The sequence below is a fragment of the Imperialibacter roseus genome, from assembly GCF_032999765.1.
In the GTDB taxonomy this organism is placed as follows: domain Bacteria; phylum Bacteroidota; class Bacteroidia; order Cytophagales; family Cyclobacteriaceae; genus Imperialibacter; species Imperialibacter roseus.
In genome coordinates this window covers 4,720,064-4,743,194 of sequence record NZ_CP136051.1, presented here as the reverse complement: position 1 = coordinate 4,743,194, position 23,131 = coordinate 4,720,064, and the positions used below count along the sequence as shown (strand labels likewise).

The window sequence follows — 23,131 nt, the reverse complement described above, 5'->3', positions numbered from 1 at the left end:
ATGAGTAATAGAGTGGAATATTGTGAATTGGCACCTGACCTTAAGATATCGAGAGTACTTACGGGGTTGTGGCAGGTAGCCGACATGGAAAGAGACGGCAAAACGCTGGATCTTGAAGCGGCTGCCAAGTCGATGAAAGCCTACGGCGATGCCGGACTGGTCACCTTCGATATGGCGGATCACTATGGCTCAGCCGAAATAATTGCGGGAATTTACAAAAAGAAATACGCTGACTACCGGCCGGTAAATCTACTGACCAAGTGGGTGCCAAAACCAGGTCATGTTACTAAAAAAGAAGTAAGGGAGGCCGTGGCCACAGCGCTTGTGCGCATGAATATGGAGCAGCTTGACCTGATGCAGTTTCATGCCTGGAACTACGCTGACCCAATCTGGCTAGATTGTCTGTATTGGCTGGAAGAACTGAGAGAAGAAGGGCTGCTGAAGCAAATTGGCCTAACGAACTTCGATGCAGCCCATTTGAATATGGTGCTGGAAAGTGGTATCAAAGTGGTATCGAACCAGGTGTCTTATTCTCTGCTTGATCAAAGAGCAAAAGGAGACATGGCTGCCGTGTGTGAAAAGCATGGGGTGAAAATTCTGGCCTTTGGCACATTGGCCGGCGGTTTCCTGACCGAGAAATGGCTGGGTAAGCCCGAGCCCAAGCAGGAGGCAAGTTTGACCTGGTCACAAATGAAATACAAGCGCTTTGTGGATGTGGCTGGAGGTTGGAAGAAACTGCAGGATTTGCTACAGGTGCTTTCGAAGCTCTCTGAGAAGTACCATGTGTCGATGGCCAATGTGGCCACCCGGTATATGCTGGAGCAGCCTGCTGTTGGCGGGGTGATTGTGGGCGCCAGACTGGGAGAAAGTGAGCACGTGATGGATAACCTCAGGTTGTTTGACTTCCGGTTGGATGCCGACAGCAAGAAAGCTATTGAAAACGTGATCGCAGGGTTTAGCCCCATTCCCGGCGATTGTGGAGACGAGTACAGAAAACCACCTTTTTTAACAGCGTCGGGCGATCTCAGCCACCATGTTGAGGCGATCCCGGTTCCCTATCCGACCACCGAAGGCGGTGATGGAAGAATAAAAGCATTGAGTGGCACGGAATGGGAAGACCTGGCAGGGTTTAGCCGTGCAGTGAAAAAGGGAAACAGAATCTTGATTTCAGGCACGACTGCTACTCATGGGGCCAAGGCTATAGGTGGAAATGACCCTGCGGCGCAGGCCACCTTTGCGCTTGATAAAATAGAAGGTGCCTTGCAGTCGTTGGGGGCAACCATGGAAGAGGTGGTGAGGACCAGAATCTTTGTCAGAAATATTGATGACTGGGAAGCTGTGGCCAGAGTTCACGGCAAGCGTTTCAAAGACATTCAGCCGGCCAATACACTAGTACAGGCCAATTTGGTTGGAAGGGAATATTTGGTGGAGATAGAGGCTGAGGCGATGGTGGAGTAGCGGGTGCCGCATTGGGGGTGTCGTCCCGGCAGCGATAGCTGGTGGCATGGCCGAGTGAAGAGCGGCGGCAGATTAACTGACCGGTGTCTACGTTCTTCGCTGAAGGCACAACGGTCGTCATTTGGCGCACAGTGGTGCCCACAACTTGTTGGTGGCACCACATAGTATGAAACGAAACTGATCATATGGAACCGGACAGGCTCTTCCATATTTACAACAGAGGCAACAATTCCCAAGGTATTTTTTTCGGAGGGAAGATTACACTACGTTTCTGGTAAAGATTCGAAAGCATTTGAACCCTCATCTCAATATTCTGCCCTATTGTTTGATGCCTAATCATTTTCACCTCATGGTTCACTCTAAAGAGGCCATGGATATGTCACGTTATAAGCAGGACTTGCGAATGATGCTTAGTTCGTATACCAGGAAAATAAATTTTAGGACAAAGTGAAAGGGTTCGCTTTTTCAGCAAAACAGCAAGGCCAAGGCTCTGGAAGCAAAAGACTATGCCTTTATTTGCTTTCACTATATTCATCAGAGCCCTCTGAGAGTTCAGCTTGTAGCCAAAATAGAAGACTGGGAGTTTGGATCATACCGAGACGATGCTGGCTTCGGAAATGGGAGATTGTGTAATAGAGAAATGGCGTACCAATTACTCAATATTCCTAAAAGCAGAGAAGCTTTCATCGAGTAGTCGAAAATCGTGATCGATCCTTCAAAAGCGAAGGATTTCTTTTTTTAGTATACAGGTGTATTCACTTTCCTTATCTCCAAGCACCTCCTTTTGGGGTTTCTCGAAGAGAATACTGAAAGGGCGTTTTAACCTTGTCCGGATGCGGCTCCACCACCCTCCTGTGGTTACTCTGCCCCTTCAGGGTGCCCGGCTCAGGGTGCCCGGCTTAGGGCGCTCCCCCCTTAGGGTTCCCCCCTTAGGGGCTTGCACCACCAACCACGCTGCAAGTGCCATCAAACACCGGGTTACCAACCTTTGCGCCTTCGTGTCTTCGTGGCCACCGAAATGATGGTTCAGTGCCGTGTCTTCACGCACCTTTCCCAGATGGAACAAAACTCCTTTTGGGGTCTCTCGCAGAGGACCCTGAAAGGAGGGCTGACCGTTGATCGCTAGCTCATAACAACTAATCACCTTAAGACTGTAGGCAGTTTTTCACTTTTCCTTACGGAATGGGCTTCACCGCCATCCTCTTTATATTTCGCCTTTTCAGGGCTTCTAAGACTAGCCACTCCAACAAGTGCCGTCAGACACCGGGTTTACATGCCTAAACGGAGTTTCGAATTGGTGTCCCCGGGCAATAATTACATGCTGGACAGATGTGGCATCACAACCTTTGTGCCTTCGTGGCTACTAAAATGATCGTTAAGGTACCGTGTCTATTGTGCGAATATCCGACTGTCCGATCATCCGAGCGTCTGAATATCCGACTATCCGAATGTCTTCCGTCTCCGGTCTCCTGACTTCCTTCTCCTTCTCCCAACTTTCACCCACAACCTTCGTTCTTCCACTGCTCACTGCTCACTGCTCACTGCTCACTGCTCACTGCTCACTTCCGTCTCCTCTCTGAATATCCGACTGTCCGAACATCTGACCATCCGAGCGTCTGAACATCCGACTGTCTCCTCCGAAGGAAAGTCTTTTTTGCATTTTTCTCAAACCAACTTGCACTTTTTTGCCTTTCATTGTTGCGTCTAAGCCGAAATTTGATGCATATTGCCAACTATACCTTTGTGAGTATTTGTGTAGACTCCCCTAATGATGCCGTCAAGTGGGTAAATTTTGATTTTAATTGTAAGTTTGCAGCTTCGAACCTGGGAGTGAAACGGGCCTTCCTTTGTTATATGCCACTGGTGCAAAAGGATCAACGACAGCTCATTTTTGGTTGCAGACGGTAAAAACATGTAATTCATTCCGGTACAATGCTAACATTTGGTGTCAGGAAGTCCTCGACTGGGCAGTTTTTCAATATAATCTTATTTTTTTTACTCGGCGCAGCCCTTAGCGCATGTATCTCCAATAAGAAGGTAGTGTACTTGCAGGAAGCCAATGAAGAATTGCCTACAGTACCCAACGACAGTCTGCTGAACTTCCCTTATAAAACCTATGTGGTGCAGCCCGGGGATAACCTGGACATAAAAATCAAAAGCCTGGATGGTACTACCGACAATATGTTCAATGTTGGTGGATTGGCCACGCAGGCTGCTGGCCAATTGATCAACAATGCATCCGATATTTTCTACCTTACCGGTTTCAATGTAGACGCCAACGGCATGATTGAGGTGCCCGTGATCGGAAGGATTGCCGTCGCTGGTAAAACACTGGCGGAGGTAAGAAAAGTGGTGGAAGAATCGGCTCAGGTATACATCAAGGATCCTTATATCTCAGTGAAACTGGGTGGCATCCGGTTCACTGCGCTGGGTGAGTTCAGAGCACCGGGCCGATATGGTGTACTGCAAAACAGACTGACAATTTATGAAGCCATTGCCTCAGCTGGTGATCTGCAGATACAAGCCAACAGAAAAGAAGCCTTGCTCATCCGCCAATATCCTGACGGGCAGCGCATTCACAAAATAGACTTGACGAATCGTGACCTGATTAACTCTGAGTTTTATTATATCCAGCCAGGTGACCAATTGTATGTGGCACCCCTGAAAGTAAGAGAGCTGGGCACTGGCATCACTACCTTCCAAACCATCAGTGCTGTGGCTGCCACTATTACCGCCGTTTTTTTGATCCTCAACTTTTTCACCAAATAATCATTCATGGACGCACAGGGAATGAACAACAATGGCTCCGCACCGCAGTACATGGAAGAGGAAAACCTGGATGTGAAAGAGTGGGTGTTCAAAATACTGGGGATTTGGCAATATATCCTTCTTTCCATTGTAATGTGTGTGGGATTGGTATACCTCTACCATCGCTACGCCACCCCAAGGTTTGATGTGGGTGGGACGATTCTTATCAAAGAAGACAAAAAATCAATCAACCCCGAATTGTTGCAGGAGTTGCAATTCTTTCAGGGAAGCTCCACCAAGGCCAATGAGATAGAAATATTGAGCTCGTACACCCTGATGAAGCGCACGATAGAGTCGCTGAATTTTGATATCGAATACTACGGCATTGGCAGGATCAAGGAGCGGGAGATTGAGACGGAGAATATGCCTTTCCACATCACTTACGTGGGTGAGAACAGACCCGAGCGTACAATGACTTTTACCCTCGAATTGAAGGAAGGCCAGTCTTTCGTACTCTCATCAGAAAGTCTTGGACTTGCAGAGGAAACATATAAATTCCCAGCCATTATCGAATCCAGAGGCGTGACGTTTCAGATTGATGAGCAGGCCACAGAACTGGCCGGAGCAGGTTTGTATGAATTCAAGCTGTTCAATGCCTGGGACCTGGCGAAGAGCTATAAAAACAGGGTGAAGGTATCGGATGTGAATAAAGAGGCCAGCATCCTGTCGATCGGCATGCAAACGGAACTCCCTGCAAAGGGGATCAGCTTTATTAACAACCTGATCGACATCTATATCCAGCGGGAGCTGGAAGAAAAAAACGAAACAGCCACCCGCACCGTGCAATTCATAGACCAGCAGCTGGCAAGCATTCAGGATTCTTTGATGCTGATCGAACGCCGTCTGCAAACCTTCAGGGCCGACAACAAAGTGGTAGACATCAGCCAGGAAGGATTGGCAGCCCTGCAGAAACTGGAAGAGCTGGAAGGCAAAAAAGCTGAAGAGAAATTTCGCATTGAGTACTACAACTACATTGTCGACTACCTGAAAAAGAACAGGGCACCCGAGGGAATTATTAGTCCCTCTACTGCAGGCATTCAGTCGCCCATGCTCGAATCATTGACCGGAAACCTGGCGAACCTTACCTCTCAGCTCGCTCAACTGGAAATGAATGCCACGGAGGTCAACCCACAGGTGATGTCCTTGCGTTTGCAGATCCAGAAGATCATCTCAAGTATCATCGAGAATGTGGAGAACCTGAAAGGGAGCAGCGAAATTTTGATTACTGACCTCGGTTTGCGGATCAAAGAAGCCGAAAGGTTGGTGAACCAACTCCCGCTGACAGAGCGTACGCTCGTGAATATTCAGCGCAGGTTTACCCTCAGTGAAAACCTGTTCATCTACCTGCAGGAGAAAAAAGCAGAAGCGGGCATCGCCAAAGCTTCCAATGTGCCAAATGTGAAGGTGGTCGACCCACCAATGCTGAAAGGACAAACCTTCCCAACTCCCATGCGCAACTATGCAATTGGCTTTAGCATGGGAATGATCATCCCGATTATTTTTCTCCTCATCAAGGATTTCTTCTCAGTTACCATCCAGTCGATCCACGAAATTTCTAAGGGTACCAAACTGCCAGTACTGGCTTCCATTGCGCTGAGCCGCTATGATACTGAGCTGGTGATGGAGAAATATCCTCGCTCGCAGGTAGCGGAAAGCTTTAGAAAGATGAGGGCGGCACTGAAGTTCCTGGAGAAGAAAGACTACAAAGTGATCATGGTAACTTCCTTCCTTTCGGGCGAGGGAAAGTCCTTCCTGACCATGAATACAGCTATCATGCTGGCCAAGATGGGCCACAAGGTGCTCTTGCTGGGACTCGACCTTCGCAAACCGAAGATCTTCGACACCTTTGGCATCTCCAACGACGTAGGCATGAGTCAGCTGCTTATTGGAGACAAAACCTACAAGGACGTCATACAACCGACCCAGGTAAAGGGCCTCGAAATGATCACAGCCGGCCCCGTTCCCCCCAACCCCAACGAGTTGCTGATGGGGCATGAGTTCGACGATGCAATGAAATGGTTCAAAGAAGAATATGACTACGTGGTGGTAGATACGCCGCCAGTAGGACTTGTATCTGATCCCATCGAGATCAGCCGACATTCTGACATCGCTCTTTTCATTATTCGGCAGAGCGTCACCCCCCGCCATGCCATCGACTACATAAACGACATCCATGTCAAGGGATTGATGAAGAATATCGGCATCGTGTTGAATGGTGTCGACTTCAAAAAACCCAATGGCCACTATGGTTATGGCTACGGGTATGGCTACGGAACTTACTATGGTGGAAAAAAGGCCACTGGCAGCGGATATTACCAGGAATAAAGTCGTCAGAGAGACAGACACCCGAAAGTCGGATATTCGGACAGTCCGAGAGTCAGACGTTCAGACAACAAAGCTCCTTTTGCGGTCTCTCGCAGAGGACTCCCAATCCTTTTGGTGTCTCTCGCAGAGGACACTGAAAGGAGTTTTGCTCGCTTGCTCGCAGGTGTCGATACGCCCCGAGCCACTCCTGCAAGCGCTGTCAGTTCCGGCTCGGCTTACTTTCCTTCTCTTCAACCATCTCCTAAACGCTTTCAATCCTTTGTTTTCCCCCACCCAGCACCACAAGCCAGGCGCCCCTAAAGGGAGCCAAAGGATTCCGACCATCCGAACGTCCGAATGTCGGACTGTCTCCCGTCTCCTAAAGTGCGCCAAAGGATTTCTCATCTACGCAGCGTCACAACCTTTGCGTCTTTGTGCCTTCGTGGCTACGAAAATGACCGTTAAGGTACCGTGTCTGTTGTCCGAATATCCGACTGTCTGATCATCCGACTGTCCGATCATCTGAATATCCGTCTATCTCCCAATTCCAGCCTCTCCTTGATCAGCAATAATTTCCAATCAGAAATTCCTCCTCCCCCCTTCGAATTGTGCTAAAAAAAATATGACATATCCATCCGGCTTCCTACCTTTGAGTAGTATTTCTACTCATTATGCCAGCACCCAGTCATTGGTACGTACTGTATACCCGTTCGAGGGCCGAGAAGAAAGTGGCGGAAGCCCTCAAGCAGCATGGTTTTCGGAGCTATTGCCCCACCGTTACCACGATGAAGCAGTGGAGCGACCGAAAAAAGAAAGTACAAGAACCCCTGTTCAGATCCTATGTTTTTATCCAGGCCACTGAAGAGGAAAGGGTGCCCATCCTGCAGACGCCCGGTGTCATTAATTTTGTGTATTGGTTGGGCAAGCCCGCTATTGTCAAACAGAACGAAATTGAAGCGATCGGGATTTTTACGCAGGAGGTGAGCAATCACGAGGTATCAGAACTGAATTTCACTTTTGAAGACGGAGCAAAAGTGAAAGTAGATTGGGGCGCTTTTAAGGGTATGGAAGGCGAATGCATCGCCAGGCAGGGTAACAAAATCATATTGCACATTGAGTCTTTGGGCCAGGTGATCCGGGCCGAAATACCTGCCGTGCATTTACAAAAGCTGCGGTAGAACATTTTTACGCCCGCCAATAAACCGCCGGGCCTGTATAATTTAATTTTTTGAAGTCGCCGCCATGTGACTGAGGAGGCGAAGCTGTGCCGGAGGCTGGACAGTCAGATTGTCCGACATGCGGACACTCAAACTATCCGACACTCATACGGGTCAGACAGTCAGACACTCGGACAGTCCGATATTCAGACGGATCCGAACATCCGAAAGTCCGAACCATCTGACCTGTCGAACGAAGCTTCAGCGTAGGTTGAACATCCAAATACTTCCCTTGCTCGACACACTCATCACATCTAAAACACGCATCAAACTACTGGTCAGGTTTTTCCTGAGCCCGGGTAGCAGGTCGTATTTGCGGTCGCTGGAGACAGAGTTTGGCGAGAGCACCAACTCCATCCGCCTGGAGCTCAACAGGCTTGAGGGGGCTAACTTATTGAGAGCCGAGCTGGAAGGCAATAAGAAAGTATACTGTGCGAACGAACAACACCCACTATTCGGCGAGCTCAATAAGCTCGTGCGCAACTACCTGGGGCTCGATGTACTCGTAGAGAAGGTAGTAGACAAGCTGGGCAACCTGCACAGTGTATACCTGATCAACGAGCTGGCAGAAGGAAAAAATACGTCCAATATCGACATGGTGATTGTTGGTGATGCTATCGACACGCAGTACTTATCCCTTTTGGTGGCCAAAGCAGAACAGCTTATTCACAGAAAGATCAACTATAGCATGTTCAGTCTGCTGGAAATGGATAACGTAAAATCAGAACTGAACCGCAAGCCGTTGCTACTCCTCTGGTCCGCCGATGAGTAACCCCTCCTTTTGGTGTCTCTCGCAGAGGACACTGAAAGGAGGGGTTACGTGTCGGCACGGCCAATGAACTGTCAGACACTGGTTACACGAGTCGCCTGTCGATCAAAATAGGTGTTACAAAAAGAAAGCCGTTAAGGTGTTGTGTCTTCACACACCTTAGACATAATACCGTTAGAGCAGCGTGTCTTCACACACTTTTGACATACAACAGTTTGGGCGATGTGTCTTCACACACCCTAAAAACAATAGTGTTTAGGTGATGCGCCTTCACATACCTTTGAAAAACAGAACCATTACCTTAAATAAGTTTTCTCATATCCGCTATCGTTAATCTCATGACCAACTTCCCCTCCAACCCTAAAATAGGTCTCATTGGCCTGGGCTATGTAGGCCTTCCGCTAGCCGTTGAATTTGCCAAACAATTCCCTACTGTTGGTTTTGACATCAACCAGGCTCGGGTAAAAGAACTCAACCAGGGGCACGACCATACGCTGGAGGTAAGCGACGCTGATCTTCAAAAGGTTGTGTCGAAAGAGCTTTCTGCAGGCAAAGGCCTTTTAGTAAGCGCTTCCAGAGAAGACCTGGCCAGCTGCAATGTATTCATCATCACGGTACCTACCCCCACCGATAAGCACAACAGGCCAGTGCTCACGCCCCTCATCAGAGCCAGCGAAACGGTTGGGAGCGTGATGAAACCAGGTGCGGTGGTAGTATACGAGTCCACTGTTTATCCTGGCGTCACCGAAGACGAGTGTGTGCCTGTGCTGGAAAAGGCATCTGGACTAACATTCAATAAAGACTTCTTCGCAGGCTACAGCCCTGAGCGGATCAATCCGGGAGACAAGGAACACACCGTTGCAAAAATCCTCAAGGTAACCTCAGGAAGCACGCCGGAGGCAGCAGAGTTCATCGATGGATTGTACGGCAAGGTGATTACCGCCGGCACGTACAAGGCGTCCTCTATGAAAGTGGCCGAGGCCGCCAAGGTGATAGAAAACTCTCAGCGAGACATCAACATCGCTTTTGTGAATGAGCTGTCCAAGATTTTTAACAAACTGGGCATCGACACACACGAAGTATTGCAGGCAGCAGGCACCAAATGGAATTTCCTACCCTTCAAGCCAGGGCTGGTGGGCGGCCATTGTATAGGCGTAGACCCTTACTACCTGGCACAAAAAGCACAGGAAGTAGGCTACCATCCAGAAATTATCCTCGCTGGCCGCAGGTTGAACGACAGCATGGGGGGCTACGTGGCTGAAGAAGTAGTGAAACTCATGGTGCGCAAAGGAAGGTCGGTGCTCAACGCCCGCTGCCTCGTGCTGGGCTTTACCTTTAAGGAAAACTGCCCCGACGTACGAAACACCCGGGTCATCGATATTATCGACGAGTTGAAGTCTTTTCACACCGAGCCTATCATCTTCGACCCGCAAGCCAACAGGGCTGAAGTAAAAGCAGAGTATGGCATAGATATACTGAATAAGCTTCCGGAAGGAAAATTTGATGCAGTCATACTGGCCGTAGCCCACAAGGAATTCGCACAGCTCGACATCCGTTCCCTGGTCTCCGACAATGGGGTGGTGTACGATGTGAAAGGAATTTTACCGAAGGAAGTCATCGATGGCCGACTCTGATAAAAGGAATGCATGAATCACCATGAGGACGTCATCGGTATCTGAGTAAAGAGGTCGCTCTATCCGCCAACACAAGAGCGCCCTCTTTACTTCACGCCAGAAAACGTCATCGTCAGGCATTGTCAAAACCCGGCAAGTGTGCTTGACGTTACCAGATAATATAGCTATTTTCATTACCCTATGAATCTATCAGACGATAAATTGACTACCCTTCAGCTAGAACTTTTGAAAGTCTATTCATTCAATCCTTCTCCAAAGGAGATGGAAGAGTTGAAACTTTTCTTAGGCAAATTTTTTGCCGATAGGTTCACACAGAAAGTAGAGTTAGCTGCCAAAGAAAATGGGATAACCGGCAAAGATCTCGACAATTGGCTTGAGGAAGATGGACAGTAGGCCTCGGATTGTGTTGGATACAAATGTCTTTTTAGTAGCAATTTTACCAAAGCACAAATATTGGTGGGTATTTCAAGCATTTATGGATCAAAAGTTTATTCTTCTGCTCAGCACCGAAATACTAACTGAGTATGTTGAAAAATGCATCGACAAGTATGGTAGTAGTTTATCGGAAGAGCGGCTGGAGTTTCTACTAGAATTTCCCAATGTTGAATTGGTTACACCCTTCTATAGATGGAACCTTATTAACGACGATCCTGATGACAATAAATTTGTAGATTGTGCTGTGGCTGGTCAGGCAGATCACATAGTCAGTCATGACAAACATCTAAATGTGCTAAAGCAAATTCCTTTTCCAAGAGTCAATGTTGTCAGACTACCGGAATTTCATGAATTACTAAACGGCAATAAAATGGCATGACGGACTCCGGATTTCAGATACTTCGATCCGTCGACAAAAGCTTTTTTCAACTGGCGAAGCTTCAGCGAAGGTTAAACCATCCGAACCGTCTGAACCGTCCGAACATCTGAATTGTCCGAACCGTCCTTTAATCTATATCTCTTGAACACCAAATTATACAACACGCCATTTCATAAAGAGCCTCTTTCCGGTAAAAAATTCCTTATCACCGGAGGTGCCGGCTTCATAGGCTCCAACATCGCCGAATACCTCCTTCGCTACGGAGCAGGCCATGTGCGGGTGCTCGACAACCTGAGCAACGGCTACTACGAGAACATCGAAGGGTTTGTCGGCTTGCCCAACTTCGAATTCATAGAAGGCGACATCCGTGACCTTACTACCTGCCAAAAAGCCGTGGAAGGCATGGATTACGTCACCCACCAGGCAGCTCTGGGTTCCGTGCCCCGCTCTATCAAAGACCCTGTTACTTCCAATGAAGTAAACATCGCTGGCCATCTGAACATGCTGGTGGCCGTGAAAGAGAACAAGGGCGTGAAAAGAATGGTGTATGCCGCCTCTTCTTCTACTTATGGCGACAGCCCGGACCTGCCAAAAGTAGAAGGCAACGAAGGCAAGCCCCTTTCTCCCTATGCCGTGACCAAGGCAGTGAACGAAATGTATGGGGACGTGTTCAGCAAAACCTATGGCTTCCATACGATAGGCCTGCGATACTTCAATGTCTTTGGCCCCAACCAAAACCCCAACAACCCATATGCTGCCGTCATCCCCATCTTCTGCCAGGCATTCATGGAAGGCAAGCAGCCAACCATCAATGGGGATGGGCACACCAGCCGGGATTTTACTTTTGTAGAAAACGCCGTACAGGCCAATATCCGGGCGATGCTACTGCCTGAGCTAAAACAGCATGAGGTAATGAACACCGCTTGCGGCGACCAGATCACCCTGAACGAAATGATTGGGATGCTGCAGCAAATGACAGGTAAAGACATAAAACCGGTATACGGCCCCGAGCGCCCCGGCGACGTAAAGCACTCAAAGGCCAGCATCGACAAAATCACGAAGCTGCTGGGCTACCAGCCCACTGTCCGCTTCCGGGAAGGACTTGAAATAGTGTACGAGTGGTATCAATCTAAATATAAATCGTCGAAGTGACGATCATTTTTATTAGAACGTCATTCTGCCTGTCCGCCTTTTGGCGGGAGCGAGTTGAAAGAATGCTATCGATTGCCTGCATTAGATACGAGCGTGAGAATCTCCCTGAAGTGAGCGTGAAACCATATCCAAAGCCAAAATGGAATCCTTCATTGTCCGCAGCAATCTGTCGCAATGAAACGAAATCTACAGTCTCGAACTATGAAAGGCATGATTCAATGAGGACTCTGATCGCCAAGTTACACGGGTCTATCTACCCTCTATTCGCTAACTTCCTCGCCCTCCGAAGCCTCAGGAGTAGGAGGGTATCCACTACCTCATTCTTCGAGACAAACAAAATGCTACCAGTTTGATATCTCGAAAATTTGTAACTTGGAAACAACTATAAATCAAATGGATACTCATAAGCTCCTTGAAAGGATTACGCTAAAGCCCGGCCTTATGGGTGGGAAACCTACTATCAGAGGCTTGAGATTTACTGTGGGTGATATCATTGAACTATTGTCTGACGATATGACTCATGAGGCAATATTAGAGCAGCACCCAATGTTAGAAGAAGCGGATATAAAAGCAGCTCTTTTGTATGCCTCGCTCAAGCTGAAAAACACTGTGGTGATTCATGAAGCCTGAATGGGAAATTTGGCTTGATGCCAACATTTCTCCAGCGATCGCAAAATGGATGGATGCTTATGTTGAATTGCCAGTTAAATCATCTTATAAGCTCAACTTTAATCAACTAGGGGATCAGGAAATATTTCAGATAGCCAAAGACTACGGCCATATAATTCTTATATCCAAGGATGCTGATTTTTCTGATTTGACAAGTAGGCTGGGCGCTCCTCCTAAATTAATTAAGATCGGGATTGGGAATTGCGACAATCAAAAGCTTTGGGATTTCATTCGCAAGCGACTATTAAACAGTATTGATTTGCTTACGAACACTGATACAGCCATCATTGAACTCAACTAACACAGAATATTTTAAGTCTTTTAGTATTGTGCTGACAGTCCGACCATCCGAAAGTCTGAACCATCCGACTGTCCGAATTGTCCGAAAGTCCGAACATCTTAATCGTCCGAACCATCCGAAAATCCGAACCATCTGAATGTCCGAATCCTCTAAATTAAAAATTCTTGTCACCGGAAGCGCTGGTTTTACCCCGTGAAATGAAGGCAAATGGAAGGGTTCTATTTTACATATGTATTGCGGAGTGAAAAAGATAATCAAAATTATACAGGGTACACGCATGATTTGCCTTCAAGACTTGAGGCACATCACGCTGGGGAAGTGGACTCGACAAAACATCGACGACCAGCAGTCGGAATCATCGGAACATCCGAACATCCGACCCGCAGTCTCGAACTATGAAACAAATGATTAAATGAAGACTTTGAACTCCAAGCTATACGAGTCCCTTCCGACTTCCGTCTACGGTCTCCTGTCTTCCGTCTCAAATAATGATTCAATGAGGACAATAACCAACAGCCTATACGGATACTTCCCGGCTTCGGTCTCCGGTCTCCGGTCTTCCGTCTTCCGTCTTCCACGCCTCAAATCTTCAACTCCTCAATGAGCAAAATTCTTGTAACAGGATCGGCGGGGTTTATTGGCATGCACACCGCTATTAGATTAGCCAAAGAAGGATTCGATGTGGTAGGATTAGATAATTTAAACACCTACTACAGCGTGGAGCTCAAAATGGCCCGCCTCAGGCAACAGGGCCTCGACACGGCCCAGGTGATGTACAACAAAGAAATGACCGGCACCAAAGGCATCGGCTTTATCCAGCTCGACCTTACCGACAGCGAACACATAGAAGCCTTGTTTGAAAAGCACCAGTTCGATTACGTGATCCACCTGGCGGCCCAGGCAGGGGTGCGCTACTCCATCGAAAACCCCCACGCCTATATCGACTCCAATGTGAAAGGCTTCCTCAATATCCTGGAGGCCAGCCAGCGCAACAAGATCAAGCACCTGATCTACGCCTCCAGCTCTTCGGTTTATGGCATGAACGACAAAGTGCCGTTTGAAGAAGCCGACACCACTGAAACCCAGATGTCTCTCTACGCCGCCACCAAAAAAGCCAACGAAGCCATTGCCCATAGCTACGCCGCTGTGCACAAACTACCCTTAACCGGTCTGCGCTTCTTCACCGTGTACGGCCCCTGGGGCCGGCCCGATATGGCCCTTTTTAAGTTTACCAAAAACATATTGGCCGACAAGCCCATCGATGTGTACAACGAAGGGAACCTCAGCAGAGACTTTACCTATGTCGACGACATCGTAGAAGGTATTGTGCAGCTGGTACCCAAAAAGCCGGCCACTGCCTTGCCTTATGCCATCTATAATATTGGTAATGGCAACCCCGTGAAACTGATGGACTTCATTGCCTGCCTGGAAAAAGAGCTTGGAAGGAAAGCTATTTTGAACATGATGCCCATGCAACCAGGTGATGTAGAAAAAACTTGGGCCAGCACAGAGGCGCTGAAGGAAGCAGTGGGGTATAAAAGTAATACGCATTTGGCCGAAGGAGTAAAGCAGTTTGTGAAATGGTACAAAAGGTACTATCAGGAATGATGATGCTCAGACAATCGGACGGTCCGACGTTCAGACACTCAGACAGGACAGACAGTCCGATATTCTGACACTCGAACATTCAGACCATCCGAACCTCCAAAAAAAACTTCATGTCAACTAAACAAAAGGTATTAGTCACAGGGGGAGCAGGCTTTATTGGCTCGCACGTGGTGGATAAACTTATGAGCGAAGGCAACTACGAGGTGATAGTGATGGACAATCTCGTTACTGGCAGACTCGACAACCTCACGCATCATGGCGAGGCGGTTCTTCTCATCAATGCCGACATTGCCGACTTGTCTGCCTGGCAAGCGCTGAACTTTACACCCGACTATATTATCCACCTGGCAGCTCAGGTAAGCGTGCCTGCCTCTTTTGAAGATCCGGCCTATTGCCACCGTGTCAATGTTAGCGGATTCCTCCACATGCTAGATTTTGCAAGGGTAAACAAAGTAAAAAAAGTAGTATATGCCTCCAGCTCAGCCATTTATGGCGACCAGGGAGAAAGAAAAATCAAAGAAAGTGATACGCCCAATCCTTTGTCGCCGTATGGAGCCAGTAAATTACTCAATGAGTGGTACGCCAATAAATATTTCGAGTGGTATGGCTTGCCCAGCATTGGGCTGCGGTTTTTCAATGTATATGGTCCCCGGCAGCTCAACGATTCCCCTTATTCAGGGGTAATCGCTAAATTCAAAGAAATGGTGCAAAACGACAAGCCGATCACCATTTATGGCGATGGCACGCAGACCAGAGACTTTGTTTATGTCCAGGACGTAGCCACAGTAATTGAATCAGCCCTAGGGTCTGACTGTCAGTTGGAAGTTTTTAATGTTGGCACTGGTATACCATGTGACTTGATGGAGCTCGCTGGGACTTTTGCAAGTATAATTGGAAAGAAAAACAGCATAGAATTTTTGGCGCCAAGAGACGGAGACATTAAGTATAGCCTCGCTGAAACGGATAAATTAAATAAAACATTCAATATCGAAGTCAGCACGGAATTAAAGCAAGGGCTGATCAAATTATTATAGACTCGATTGACAGCTTGCCGCTTTTGGTCGTTTTCTGCACGTTGTAACAATTATATATGGAAACAAATCAAGTGTTGAGAGTTAGCAAGTCGAGACTTGCCGGAACGGTTAGAGTAAGTGGTGCCAAAAACTCAGCACTACGACTCCTGGCGGCTTCTTTGTTGACAGAGGGGGATATTGAGCTCGACAATTTTCCGAATCAGTTGCTGGACGTAAAGGTGCACCTCGATATGCTGCGTGTATTGGGAAAAGACTATGCCGCAGACGGCTCTTATATTAAGATTTGGGAGGAGCATTCGAAGCTCGCTTCCAAACTGGTTTGGGATGAGAGGTCTATTCGAAACACATTGCTCATTCTTGGTGCTTTAACCACCCGTTTTGGAGAAGGCAAAGTGCCGCTGCCAGGAGGTTGTAAACTGGGTGAACGCAAGTACGATTTGCATGTAATGCTGCTCGAAAATTTGGGAGCCAAAGTATGGGAAGAAGACAATTACTTGTGCGCTAAAGTAGATGGCAGGCTGGTCGGGGCAGATATTCACCTGCCTATTCGCTCGACTGGCGCCACAGAAAACTCAATTATTTGTGGTTCTCTGGCAAAAGGTACCACCACCATCTGGAATCCGCACATCAGACCTGAAATAATGGATCTTATTGATATGCTCAATAAGATGGGGGCCAGGGTCAAGGTATATGGCCAAAAGTGTATTGTCATTGAAGGGGTGGAAAAATTGAGTGGCGTGTATCATCACGTTATTCCCGACAACATGGAAGCTTTAACCTGGGCCATCGGGTCGGTGATCACGGGCGGAGATGTGGAAATCCTTAATTTTCCTTTTGAGCACCTCGAAGTGCCGCTGGTTTTTCTTCGGGAAAGTGGCATGAAATTTTATAGGGGCGAAGAGTCGCTCATTGTAAAGGGAGGCACCCCTTATCCGGTGGAGATCAGCACGGGCCCTTACCCGGGCATCAATTCAGATATGCAGCCTCTTTTTGCTGTGTACGGCGCTATGAGCAAGGGCGAATCAAAAATCATAGACCTTAGGTTTCCTGGCCGGTATGGCTATGCAGAAGAGCTGGCCAAAATGGGCATGAACTATCACGTAGATGGAGGGATGCTGGTAATCGACGGAGGTACCAAACTAAAGGGTACAACTGTGACGGCACTTGACCTTAGGGCTGGAATAGCCCTGCTGCTCGCAGGCATGACGGCAGAAGGAGAAACAGTCATCGAAAATGCATGGCAGATTGGTAGGGGGTATGAAAACCTTAGTGAGAAGTTGAAAAACTTGACATCCCTAATTTGAAGGTATTGATTAAACTTATAATTAGTGATTTTAAAACAAATGGAGCCGGGGGGGTTCTGACCTACTTTGTCATTTATTTCACCAATGCATCCTTCAGATTAATCCTAAACTACAGAATAGGGTATTTTCTGATGAACAGTAACTATTCTGTATTACGACTATTATCTAACTTTTATCGATACAGACAAATGACGAAAAGATGTTGTCATATTTCGTATCATTCCGATTTGGGAAGAGGAATAAAGTTTCCTCATCCTTTGGGTATTGTAATTGGTGAGGGGGTGGTGATTAAAGACAATGTCCAAATTTGGCAGCATGTGACTTTAGGTAGCAGTGGTAAAAAGGGCGAAGGCCTTACATATCCAACAATTCAAGATGGGGTTAAAATCTATACAGGAGCTGTTCTTTTGGGGAAAATTAACGTTGGAGCAAACGCAGTGGTTGGCGCAAATTCTGTCGTAAACACAGATGTTCCAGAGAACTCAGTAGTTGCAGGAATTCCTGCAAAAATTATTTCCACCGCTAATTAAAATTATGAAGCCAAGTTTCCTTATTGCAGGGATTATGAAAAGTGGCACGTCTTTTTTGGATGATCTAATGCGAGGTCATCCACAAATTTATATGCCGGAAAGAAATATGAAGTTCAGTTATTTTGACGATGACAGAGTGTTTAGGAATGGACCAAAATGGTATGAATCTATATTTATCCCACCTAGTGAAAGTTCCATCATTGGTCAAACATCCGCAGACTGTGCATTTAATCCAGGTAGTATTGAGAGAATAAAAGAGTTAGTGCCAGATGTAAAACTGATTTTTGTAATCAGAAGCCCTATCGAAAGGGCTTATTCGCTTTATTGGCATCAAATTCGAATGGGTAGAGAAATATCTAGTTTCGAAGATGTGATATCAAGTGAGAAATTGAGGACAAAAAGAAGTTACTACGATTTTAAGATGTACTCTTACATCCAAAGAAGTAGGTATAAGAGGCAGTTTGATATAGTTTTTGATTATTTCGATGAAGCCAACATAAGAATAATTCCATTTGAATTGCTCATTCACAACGAGGTATACTTTCTGAATTATCTATTTGAGTTTGTTGGTGTCGACAAAATTGAGTCAATGGATGAGTTAAGTCTTGATGTTGTAAAAAAAAATCCGGCGAAGCTTCCATCATCCAAATTAGTTTTGCATTTGTCTTATAGGCTTCAAAAATTAGGGTTTTTGGGAGTGGGACGATATATCCTGAACAAAACCCTGGTGGAGGCCAGACCTCCAAAAATTGACCCCTCAACAAAGGAGAAGCTGGAGGCAGAGCTGCACGAAGATATTGCTTTCCACAAGGCTATTTGTCAAAAGTTTGAGAAAGAGCTTATTAAATCGTCCAGTCAACCTCTTACCTAACGAATCCCCCTGGCCAGCGTCGTTAAAGATTTAGCAAGTGTTGCCAGCTCCAAGGGAGCAATGATCGTGTTTGGCTTGGGCAAGGCAATGATCATTGCAAGGTATTTGGGGCCGGAGTTGAACGGAGTAATAACTGCACTTTTGGTTTACCCAACACTGTTTATGACGTTTGGAGCGCTTGGCGTGCGCAAGTCTTCTGCCTTTTTGATTGGGAGTGGTCAGTTCGGGGAGGAAGATGTAAAGGCAGGCGTGTTGCAGGCCTGGCTGGTGAGTACGCTTTTTAGTGTTGTGTCTATTTTTATTCTCATCTATTATTTGTCTAATGGCTCCCACCAACCTCTGATTATTTTTTTAGCCATAGCCCCGGTCCCGTTTAGTTTGCTTAATACTTATTTGTCTGGCATCTATTTGGGCAATAATCAGATTGCTGAGTATAACAAGGTAGAGTGGGTGCCAACCTTTATCCTCTTTCTGGCGACTGTGGTATTGGTCGTTTTTGCTGGTCTCTCTCTGAAAGGGGCCTTAATAGCTGAGTTGCTGGCACCTTTTCTCATGAGTGTCCTGCTTATCTCAAGGATGCGGGTTCAGAAATATTTGTCACTGCGCATTAACAGACAGCTGCTGGGTTCTTTATTTAGCCTCGGAATGGCATTTGCTGTCTCTTTGTTGGTGATTAATCTCAACTACAGAGTGGACGTAATCATCATGGATTGGCTCTCCAATAAGTTTGAAATAGGTATTTACAGCAAAGGCTCAGTGCTGTCGCAATACCTGTGGCAAATCCCCATGCTGTTAGGCACCATCGTATTTGCCAGGGGGGCAAGGGCGACAGACAGGAGAGTTTTTTCGTTGAAAGTAACCCAGCTGCTGAGGATTTCGCTCCTGATCATAGGGTCAGGGTGTGTAGTATTGGCGTTAGGTGCCCGGCTTATCATCATGATTCTCTTCGGAAGTGAATTTCTACCCAGTGCCGAAGTAATGCTATGGCTAATGCCTGGTGTGTTGCTTCTTACCATTTTTAAAGTATTGAACATGGACATGGGTGGGCAGGGAAAGCCCTGGTTTGCGCTAAAGTCTATGGTGCCGGCTTTGGGTTTGAATATAGTATTGAATATTCTCCTGATACCCAGGTATGGCGCCGTGGGCGCCGCTTTTACCTCCACTTTGAGCTACTCTCTGGGGGGAATCTTGTTTTTGTATCAGTATTCAAGCGCTACAGGGATAAGCATCCGGGAAATATTTGCCTATTCCAGGGAAGATTTTGCTTTCTTAGATCCCTACATAAAAAAAATAAAAAATCGACTTGGCTAATGGAAGTGTTTGAAAACTACGATTTGACGTCGCACAATAGTTATAAGATCAAGGCGAGTTGCAGGCGGGCGTTCTTTCCATCCTCCGAATCAGATTTTTTAAGTATTTATCAAAGCCATCCCGACTCCAAAAAAGTGATCCTGGGCGGGGGGTACAATATTATTTTGTCCAAACCTTATTACGACGAAGACTTTATACTTTTGAATGAGGGCTTCGCAAATGTGAAGGTAACTGATGGGCATATCATGGAAGTAGAGGCAGGTGCAAACACCATCCGGCTTTCTGAGTTAGCATGGGAGCATGGCCTAACCGGAATGGAAATTTTTTATGACATACCCAGCTCGTTGGGTGGAGCTGTGGTAATGAACGCCGGAGCCAGTGGGGAGGAAATAAAAGATATTTTGACAAAGGTGCGGTACCTCGACCTGGCCGACCTGAAGGTCAGAGAAATTAAGAAAGAGGATATTGGGTTTGAATACAGAAACAGTTTTTTTCAGAAGAACGTTGATAAAATTGTATTGAAAGCGTGGTTGCAATTGGCCGTTGGCGACAAGGCGGCGATCAAGGAAAAAATGGACAGGGTGAAAGAAGCCAGGTGGGCTAAACAGCCAAAGGAATTCCCTAATGCCGGTAGTGTATTTAAAAGACCTCCTGGCTTTTATGTGGGCCAAATGATTGAAGAGCTTGGGCTGAAGGGTTTTTCCGTTGGAGGCGCCAAAGTCTCGGAAAAACACGGAGGGTTTATCATCAACCATGCCAGCGCCACGGGTGCCGATATACTGGAATTGATTAACATAGTGAAGCATAAAGTTCACAGCAAGTTTGGGGTGGAGTTGGAAGTGGAACAGCGAGTGATATAATGAAGGTTTTATTTATACTTCATAGCACTGGCAAGGCCAGCGGAGGTCACTACCATTCTCTGAATCACATCAGTCGGGTGGTGGGGAGAGAATTAACGGCAGGTGTCATAACTGTTGGGTCAGCCCAAAGTCCTGTATTAGCAGACAATCCCTACTTCATCCGGCATGTGGTCTTGCAGAAAACTGGCGACCTTCCTGGGTTTTTCAGCCAGTTAAGGGAGTTATATGCCTCATTTGAACCTGATGTGCTCCATTTTTTTGACACTGAGTCATTGAATTTCCTGCTTTTGATACCGGCTACGACCAGGTACCCCCTGGTAATGAGCAAGTGCGGAGGACCAAATCCAATGCGTAAGAAATGGCAGCAGGTTGATGATTTGATTTTATTCAGTGGAGAGAACTATGAATGGTTCAGACACAATCATCACTATAAAAAGACCAGAATTCATCTTATTCCCAATAGAGTATCCAAACTCGGCTTGCTACCGGAGTCGAAAAGAGCTGAGCGGAAAGATGACGGTGTGATCAATTTTGTGAGGGTATCACGATTGGGTGGCGCCTACGAAAAGACGCTGATGGACTCCTTCAATCTCATAGAAAAGCTATCTGTTAAATACAAAGTCCATTTTTACGTGATAGGAAGAATTCAAGACGAGGCCCGGTTTCAAGTACTCAGAAAATATGCTGAGGACAAAGAGCTACCGGTGGAATTCATTACAGACGAGCGGGCGAGTAAGGGGGCTGATTTTTTGTACCTCGCCGATTTCGTCGTTGGAACGGGGCGAAGCCTGATTGAGGCTCTTTCACTGGGCATTCCCTGCCTTACGCCTGCCGCAAACTGTAGTATGCCTGTATTGGTCACAAGGCAGAACTTCGACGGCCTGTTTGCTACTAATTTTTCAGAGCGGAATAGAGGAGACGACGAAACCTTGGCGACCAACCTCGACAATATTGAGCGATTGATTGAAGAAAAAGAAGCTTACCAGGAAGCAAGAAAAACGTCTTTGACTTTTTTTGAGAATTATTTTGATGTTGAGCGTGTCACAGGGAAATATGTAAGCATATACAACATTTCGCTCAACAAAGCCCAGGGGCTGAAACTTGTGTTTAGGAATTTTCCCTATGTAGTCAAATCATTGTTGGGCTTAGCGTTAGGAAAGAATAGTTAGAGAATCTCGGATATGAACGACGCCGAATGACTAACGATGGATTGAAATATAAATTGGGTCTGTTTCTGTACAGTCCTTTAATCCCGCTCATTTATGTGATAAAGGATTTTAGTGCTCCTTACTCCAGGGTCATTTTGATTTTGTTTTTTGGTTACTTTGGTTTAACCATGTACTTTCCGGAAGGAACAGACGGCTACCGGCACTCTGAGAATCTTGCGGCTCACTATGATAACCTGCCCTTTTCTCAGTTCGTCGACGAAGGCATCCGCATTTTGAAGTTCGATCCGCCTAAGGAGACCAATGACGATATTTTTTTACACATCGTTTCGTACATAACGTCCTTCTTTTCAACATCCTACTCACTTCTTTACATGTTTGTGGGATTGATTTATGGATTCTTCTTTGTCAATAGCATTTACCTCATCTATTCTCAACTAGAACTAAAAAGGTCAAAAGTTTTATTGATGCTTTTCATAGTCTTTGTTTTTTGGAAGAGTTTCGAGGGAATAAACTCTATCAGGAACTGGACAGGAGCCTGGTGCATGTTTTATGGTGTGGCGTCGTACCTGTTCACCAGCAAGAAAAAATACCTGGGATTTGTGCTACTGGCGCCTATGATCCACTTTGGTTATTTTATCATATCCTTTCCTGTTTTAGTTGTTTTTTTGGCGGGGAACAGACCCTACATTTATTTTGCACTGTTTGCCATGTCGTACGTTGTGCAGGTACCTCTCAATCTGGTCTCCAGTTATTCATCTTTTACCAAGCTTGGCGATGAAAAGCTGAGGATATATTATCAGGATGATCACAAAAGACAAGAGAAGTACTCAAGATTTGCTGAGACTGCCAGTTTTCATAAACAGTATGCAATAGAAGCCGCCAGTGTTAACTTTTTGATTCTGTTTATTTTTGGCTTGTTCATTTTTTCTTATTTCAAAAGTGGCGCACAAATCTATCAGTTTAGCACCCTGGCAAGTATTGCATTGCTCATGCTCACCTTTTCCAATTTGACGCCTTTTGTGCCCTCTCTTGTCAAACGGCTTGAGTTGAATTCCTATTTTTATTCGCTGTCATTTTTGCTCGTCAGCTTCAATTTTAAACTTCAGCAGCAAGTAGTTACATCAAGTCTTAAATTTTTCAAGGCTTTGGTCATCTGCAGCACACCGGTAATCATGTTATATCTCTTTATGCAGTTAAGCTATATTATGGAGTTCGCAGATGCTAAAGTCTTTGTTAGCCCGCTGATATCCTTCTTTAGTCTTGATGCAGCCCTCCCCATCAAGGAATTGATCAAGGATTTTTTACTCTAGTTTTTTAT

General features: G+C 46.4%; 22 protein-coding genes. All 22 read left to right on the top strand.

The features are described from left to right. The 22 genes from RT717_RS20115 (at position 1) to RT717_RS20020 (ending at position 23,123) form a co-directional block, all read left to right on the top strand. Entirely contained in the window at positions 1–1,458 is a 1,458-nt protein-coding gene (locus tag RT717_RS20115; RefSeq protein WP_317488149.1) for an aldo/keto reductase, read from the top strand. A 292-nt stretch (positions 1,459–1,750) separates the two neighbouring features. After that, a complete protein-coding gene (locus RT717_RS28545; protein WP_394854100.1) occupies positions 1,751–1,909 on the top strand; it encodes a transposase in 159 nt (52 codons plus the stop codon). A 1,589-nt stretch (positions 1,910–3,498) separates the two neighbouring features. After that, positions 3,499–4,227, top strand: coding sequence for a polysaccharide biosynthesis/export family protein (locus tag RT717_RS20110; protein ID WP_317488148.1), 729 nt, complete (start codon positions 3,499–3,501; stop codon positions 4,225–4,227). Positions 4,228–4,233: 6 nt separating this feature from the next. Next, complete coding sequence (locus tag RT717_RS20105; RefSeq protein ID WP_317488147.1) at positions 4,234–6,591, top strand: GumC family protein; 2,358 nt, start codon at positions 4,234–4,236, stop codon at positions 6,589–6,591. Positions 6,592–7,241: 650 nt separating this feature from the next. Then, positions 7,242–7,748: a UpxY family transcription antiterminator gene (locus tag RT717_RS20100; RefSeq protein ID WP_317488146.1), complete on the top strand. Its 507-nt coding sequence runs from the start codon at positions 7,242–7,244 to the stop codon at positions 7,746–7,748. Between the two features lie 250 nt (positions 7,749–7,998). Next, positions 7,999–8,559, top strand: coding sequence for an ArsR family transcriptional regulator (locus RT717_RS20095; protein WP_317488145.1), 561 nt, complete (start codon positions 7,999–8,001; stop codon positions 8,557–8,559). A gap of 335 nt (positions 8,560–8,894) precedes the next feature. Next, positions 8,895–10,190: a nucleotide sugar dehydrogenase gene (locus RT717_RS20090; protein ID WP_317488144.1), complete on the top strand. Its 1,296-nt coding sequence runs from the start codon at positions 8,895–8,897 to the stop codon at positions 10,188–10,190. 180 nt (positions 10,191–10,370) lie between these two features. Then, entirely contained in the window at positions 10,371–10,583 is a 213-nt protein-coding gene (locus RT717_RS20085) for a hypothetical protein (RefSeq protein ID WP_317488143.1), read from the top strand. Continuing rightward, a complete protein-coding gene (locus RT717_RS20080) occupies positions 10,573–11,004 on the top strand; it encodes a putative toxin-antitoxin system toxin component, PIN family (RefSeq protein ID WP_317488142.1) in 432 nt (143 codons plus the stop codon). The genes RT717_RS20085 and RT717_RS20080 overlap by 11 nt, the downstream gene beginning before the upstream one ends. A gap of 141 nt (positions 11,005–11,145) precedes the next feature. Continuing rightward, positions 11,146–12,156: an SDR family oxidoreductase gene (locus RT717_RS20075; protein ID WP_317488141.1), complete on the top strand. Its 1,011-nt coding sequence runs from the start codon at positions 11,146–11,148 to the stop codon at positions 12,154–12,156. Between the two features lie 393 nt (positions 12,157–12,549). Next, positions 12,550–12,786, top strand: coding sequence for a DUF433 domain-containing protein (locus RT717_RS20070; protein WP_317488140.1), 237 nt, complete (start codon positions 12,550–12,552; stop codon positions 12,784–12,786). Further along, positions 12,776–13,126: a DUF5615 family PIN-like protein gene (locus tag RT717_RS20065; RefSeq protein WP_317488139.1), complete on the top strand. Its 351-nt coding sequence runs from the start codon at positions 12,776–12,778 to the stop codon at positions 13,124–13,126. Before RT717_RS20070 ends, RT717_RS20065 begins: the two co-directional genes overlap by 11 nt. A 207-nt stretch (positions 13,127–13,333) precedes the next feature. Beyond that, positions 13,334–13,525, top strand: a complete 192-nt coding sequence (locus tag RT717_RS28540) for a GIY-YIG nuclease family protein (RefSeq protein WP_394854099.1) — start codon at positions 13,334–13,336, stop codon at positions 13,523–13,525. 201 nt (positions 13,526–13,726) lie between these two features. Continuing rightward, entirely contained in the window at positions 13,727–14,734 is a 1,008-nt protein-coding gene (locus tag RT717_RS20060; RefSeq protein WP_317488138.1) for an NAD-dependent epimerase/dehydratase family protein, read from the top strand. Between the two features lie 110 nt (positions 14,735–14,844). Next, positions 14,845–15,768 (top strand): NAD-dependent epimerase/dehydratase family protein, encoded by a 924-nt coding sequence (locus RT717_RS20055; protein ID WP_317488137.1) that lies wholly within the window; start codon positions 14,845–14,847, stop codon positions 15,766–15,768. 56 nt (positions 15,769–15,824) lie between these two features. Beyond that, positions 15,825–17,072, top strand: coding sequence for a UDP-N-acetylglucosamine 1-carboxyvinyltransferase (locus tag RT717_RS20050; protein WP_317488136.1), 1,248 nt, complete (start codon positions 15,825–15,827; stop codon positions 17,070–17,072). A 5-nt stretch (positions 17,073–17,077) separates the two neighbouring features. Next, positions 17,078–17,602 carry a serine O-acetyltransferase gene (locus RT717_RS20045; RefSeq protein WP_317488135.1) on the top strand — a complete coding sequence of 175 codons (525 nt, stop codon included), beginning with the start codon at positions 17,078–17,080 and terminating at the stop codon, positions 17,600–17,602. Between the two features lie 4 nt (positions 17,603–17,606). After that, the gene (locus tag RT717_RS20040; RefSeq protein WP_317488134.1) at positions 17,607–18,473 is read left to right on the top strand and encodes a sulfotransferase domain-containing protein; all 867 of its coding nucleotides are present in this window, start codon (positions 17,607–17,609) and stop codon (positions 18,471–18,473) included. A gap of 3 nt (positions 18,474–18,476) precedes the next feature. Beyond that, complete coding sequence (locus RT717_RS20035; protein WP_317492371.1) at positions 18,477–19,784, top strand: oligosaccharide flippase family protein; 1,308 nt, start codon at positions 18,477–18,479, stop codon at positions 19,782–19,784. After that, the gene (gene murB, locus RT717_RS20030) at positions 19,784–20,644 is read left to right on the top strand and encodes a UDP-N-acetylmuramate dehydrogenase (RefSeq protein ID WP_317488133.1); all 861 of its coding nucleotides are present in this window, start codon (positions 19,784–19,786) and stop codon (positions 20,642–20,644) included. Before RT717_RS20035 ends, murB begins: the two co-directional genes overlap by 1 nt. Further along, positions 20,644–21,813: a glycosyltransferase family 4 protein gene (locus RT717_RS20025; protein WP_317488132.1), complete on the top strand. Its 1,170-nt coding sequence runs from the start codon at positions 20,644–20,646 to the stop codon at positions 21,811–21,813. Before murB ends, RT717_RS20025 begins: the two co-directional genes overlap by 1 nt. Before the next feature lie 26 nt (positions 21,814–21,839). Next, complete coding sequence (locus tag RT717_RS20020; protein WP_317488131.1) at positions 21,840–23,123, top strand: hypothetical protein; 1,284 nt, start codon at positions 21,840–21,842, stop codon at positions 23,121–23,123. Positions 23,124–23,131: the final 8 nt, after the last annotated feature.

Coding starts and splice junctions, on each gene's coding strand:
- RT717_RS20115 (WP_317488149.1), top strand. CDS start 1: ATGAGTAATAGAGTGGAATATTGTGAATTGGCACCTGACCTTAAGATA.
- RT717_RS20105 (WP_317488147.1), top strand. CDS start 4,234: ATGGACGCACAGGGAATGAACAACAATGGCTCCGCACCGCAGTACATG.
- RT717_RS20100 (WP_317488146.1), top strand. CDS start 7,242: ATGCCAGCACCCAGTCATTGGTACGTACTGTATACCCGTTCGAGGGCC.
- RT717_RS20090 (WP_317488144.1), top strand. CDS start 8,895: ATGACCAACTTCCCCTCCAACCCTAAAATAGGTCTCATTGGCCTGGGC.
- RT717_RS20085 (WP_317488143.1), top strand. CDS start 10,371: ATGAATCTATCAGACGATAAATTGACTACCCTTCAGCTAGAACTTTTG.
- RT717_RS20080 (WP_317488142.1), top strand. CDS start 10,573: ATGGACAGTAGGCCTCGGATTGTGTTGGATACAAATGTCTTTTTAGTA.
- RT717_RS20070 (WP_317488140.1), top strand. CDS start 12,550: ATGGATACTCATAAGCTCCTTGAAAGGATTACGCTAAAGCCCGGCCTT.
- RT717_RS20065 (WP_317488139.1), top strand. CDS start 12,776: ATGAAGCCTGAATGGGAAATTTGGCTTGATGCCAACATTTCTCCAGCG.
- RT717_RS28540 (WP_394854099.1), top strand. CDS start 13,334: ATGGAAGGGTTCTATTTTACATATGTATTGCGGAGTGAAAAAGATAAT.
- RT717_RS20060 (WP_317488138.1), top strand. CDS start 13,727: ATGAGCAAAATTCTTGTAACAGGATCGGCGGGGTTTATTGGCATGCAC.
- RT717_RS20055 (WP_317488137.1), top strand. CDS start 14,845: ATGTCAACTAAACAAAAGGTATTAGTCACAGGGGGAGCAGGCTTTATT.
- RT717_RS20050 (WP_317488136.1), top strand. CDS start 15,825: ATGGAAACAAATCAAGTGTTGAGAGTTAGCAAGTCGAGACTTGCCGGA.
- RT717_RS20040 (WP_317488134.1), top strand. CDS start 17,607: ATGAAGCCAAGTTTCCTTATTGCAGGGATTATGAAAAGTGGCACGTCT.
- murB (WP_317488133.1), top strand. CDS start 19,784: ATGGAAGTGTTTGAAAACTACGATTTGACGTCGCACAATAGTTATAAG.
- RT717_RS20025 (WP_317488132.1), top strand. CDS start 20,644: ATGAAGGTTTTATTTATACTTCATAGCACTGGCAAGGCCAGCGGAGGT.
- RT717_RS20020 (WP_317488131.1), top strand. CDS start 21,840: ATGACTAACGATGGATTGAAATATAAATTGGGTCTGTTTCTGTACAGT.